This is a genomic window from Protofrankia sp. Cr1 (assembly GCF_963555865.1).
GTDB lineage: Bacteria > Actinomycetota > Actinomycetes > Frankiales > Frankiaceae > Protofrankia.
Genome location: NZ_CAUVXO010000028.1, coordinates 24,998 through 27,592, shown reverse-complemented (window position 1 = coordinate 27,592; position 2,595 = coordinate 24,998). Strand labels below are relative to the sequence as shown.

General features: G+C 66.2%; 3 protein-coding genes. All 3 read left to right on the top strand.

Going from position 1 to position 2,595, the window contains the following annotated elements; genetic code table 11:
- Positions 1–163 precede the first annotated feature (163 nt).
- The gene (locus U9980_RS04845) at positions 164–1,138 is read left to right on the top strand and encodes a ribose-phosphate diphosphokinase (protein ID WP_322766868.1); all 975 of its coding nucleotides are present in this window, start codon (positions 164–166) and stop codon (positions 1,136–1,138) included.
- A 28-nt stretch (positions 1,139–1,166) separates the two neighbouring features.
- Positions 1,167–2,258 (top strand): alpha/beta hydrolase, encoded by a 1,092-nt coding sequence (locus U9980_RS04840; RefSeq protein ID WP_322766867.1) that lies wholly within the window; start codon positions 1,167–1,169, stop codon positions 2,256–2,258.
- 75 nt (positions 2,259–2,333) lie between these two features.
- On the top strand, positions 2,334–2,595 hold a 262-nt coding region (locus U9980_RS04835; RefSeq protein WP_322766866.1), incomplete at its 3' end, for a YnfA family protein.

Here is a 2,595-nt window from a genome sequence, read left to right as displayed (position 1 = left end):
CGATGGGGTTGGCGCCGATGGTCCGGTACCCACTGCCGACGGTCCGACTGCCGCCGCCGTCACCATCGCTGGCAGCGCCGGCGGCGGGCGCCGATCGTAGACACCTGTCGTAGCGATGAGGACCGAGCGCTCGTAATCGAATGGACCAGGTTGGAGATTCCTGATGGCCTACCAGACTGAGAACCGGCGCAACCTGATGCTTTTCGGCGGTCGCGCGCATCCTGAACTGGTAGCCGAGGTGGCCACCGCACTTGACGTTGCGCCGGTGCCCACGAGCGCCTACGAGTTCTCCAATGGAGAGATCTTCGTTCGGTTCGAGGAGTCGGTTCGCGGGTGTGACGCATTCGTGCTGCAGTGTCACTCCGCGCCGGTGAACACGTGGTTGATGGAACAGCTCATCATGGTGGATGCGCTCAAGCGTGCGAACGCCAAACGCATCACCGTGGTGGCGCCGTTCTATCCCTACGCTCGGCAGGACAAGAAGCACCGCGGCCGGGAGCCGATCTCGGCCCGGCTGATCGCGGATCTGTTCAAGACCGCCGGTGCGCACCGGCTGATGTCGGTGGATCTCCACACCGCCCAGATCCAGGGGTTCTTCGACGGACCGGTTGACCACCTGTTCGCGTTGCCGCTGCTCACCGACTACATCGAGAGCAAGCTCGATACATCCGTCGTCACGGTGGTGGCCCCCGACGCCGGCCGGGTTCGTGTCGCCGAGCGTTGGACCGATCGGCTCGGCTGTCCGCTGGCGATCATCCACAAGCGACGTGACCCGGATGTGCCGAACCAGGTCAAGATGTTCGACGTGGTCGGAGAGGTCAGGGGTCGGACCTGCGTCATCGTCGATGACATGATCGATACTGCCGGCACCGTCACCAAGGCGGCGGAGGCCCTGGCGGAGCACGGCGCGACCGAGGTGATCGCCGCGGCGACCCACGGCGTGCTTTCCGGCCCCGCCGTCGACCGGCTGAAGAACTCCGACATCAGCGAGGTTGTGCTGACCAACACGTTGCCGCTGCGCAGCGAGGCCAGGATCGACAAGATCACAGAACTGTCGATCGCGCCGCTGTTGGCCGCTGCGATCAAGGCGGTCTTCGAGGACGGGTCGGTGACCGAGCTCTTCGGCGGCGACGCATGACCGCCGGGGCGGGAGGGACGGCCCGGCGATGAGCGGGTTGTCCGTCCTGTCCGGCGGCTTTATCGGTGCTCTTTTCGCGGCGGCGACGGCCGCATGGGTCGCGGTGACGCGGACGTTCGGCAGGTGGCCGCGACCAACCAGAGTCGTGATCTTCTTTCTGGCGATCATGCTCACGATCGCGGCGGCGGCTGATGTGGTCAATGCGTACTTCAGCTATCTCCCCCGGCTCGGGGATGTGGTGGGAGCGGCCACCGAGGGTGGCTCTGATGTCCGCCTGAGGACCACGGATCTGCGTCCGTCAGCGACATCAGCTGCCCTGCGTTCGCATCCGCACGGGGCGGTTCTGGCGCTTCCCGTCCCTGACAGGGACAGCGGCTTCGGGGCGACGACCGCACTGGTCTATCTGCCACCCCAGTACTTCGACCGGCCGCAATCGCATTTTCCGGTGCTTTACCTCATCCATGGATCACCCGGTATCCCGGCTGACTGGCTGCGCGGCGGGCAGGCAGCCGATGCCGGTGACCGGGTCGCGTCCGCCGGCCATCCGGTGATCATAGTGATGCCGCGCATGAGCCACGGATGGCTTGACGACCCCGAGTGCGTGGACGGAGTCGGCGAGCACGTCGAGACCCATCTGTTGCGCGACGTCATACCGACGGTCGAATCGACCCTGCGGGTCGAGCCCGGCTGGACCAACCGTGGCATCGCCGGAATGTCGGCGGGTGGTTACTGCGCGCTCAACATCGGCCTGCGGAACAGGTCCGTGTTCGGGTCGATCATAGACATGTCCGGGCTGACCCGCCCGACCCATGCAGGCGGCCTGCGGCCGTTGTTCGGTGCGGGTCCCCAGGCGCAGGCTGCTGAGATCGCGAACAGCCCGGATCTCTATGTCGGTGGCCTCGGTCCGGGCCCCCGGCCGCAGATCTGGCTCGATGTGGGACGTCACGACCACACGGTCGCGATCGCCATCTATCACATGCATGATCTCCTCGACGCCAATGGCTACCCGGTGCAGTTGCACGTGCGGTCGGGAGTACACACGTTCACCGTCTGGCGGCCGGCGTTTCGAGACGCGCTCTCCTGGTTCGCCGACGACGTCGCCCGGGTGTCCGCAGCGTAGGTATACCGGCACGGGTATCGCAGGAATATCGGCAACCGGGGCCCGCCGGACCGGATCTGTGGTGGGCTGGGCGCTGTGTTCGTCGTCCGTACGGCAGGCCTTTTCGTGCTGGCGGCAGTCGCCGAGATCGGCGGGGCGTGGCTGGTGTGGCAGGGGATCCGCGAGCACAGAGGGGCGGTGTTCGTCGGTGGCGGGTTGATCTCACTGTGTGTCTACGGATTTGTCGCGACCCTCCAGCCTGATCCGAACTTCGGGCGGGTGCTGGCGGCCTATGGCGGTGTGTTCGTCGCCGGATCACTTGCCTGGGGTGTTGTCGCGGACGGGTATCGTCCGGATC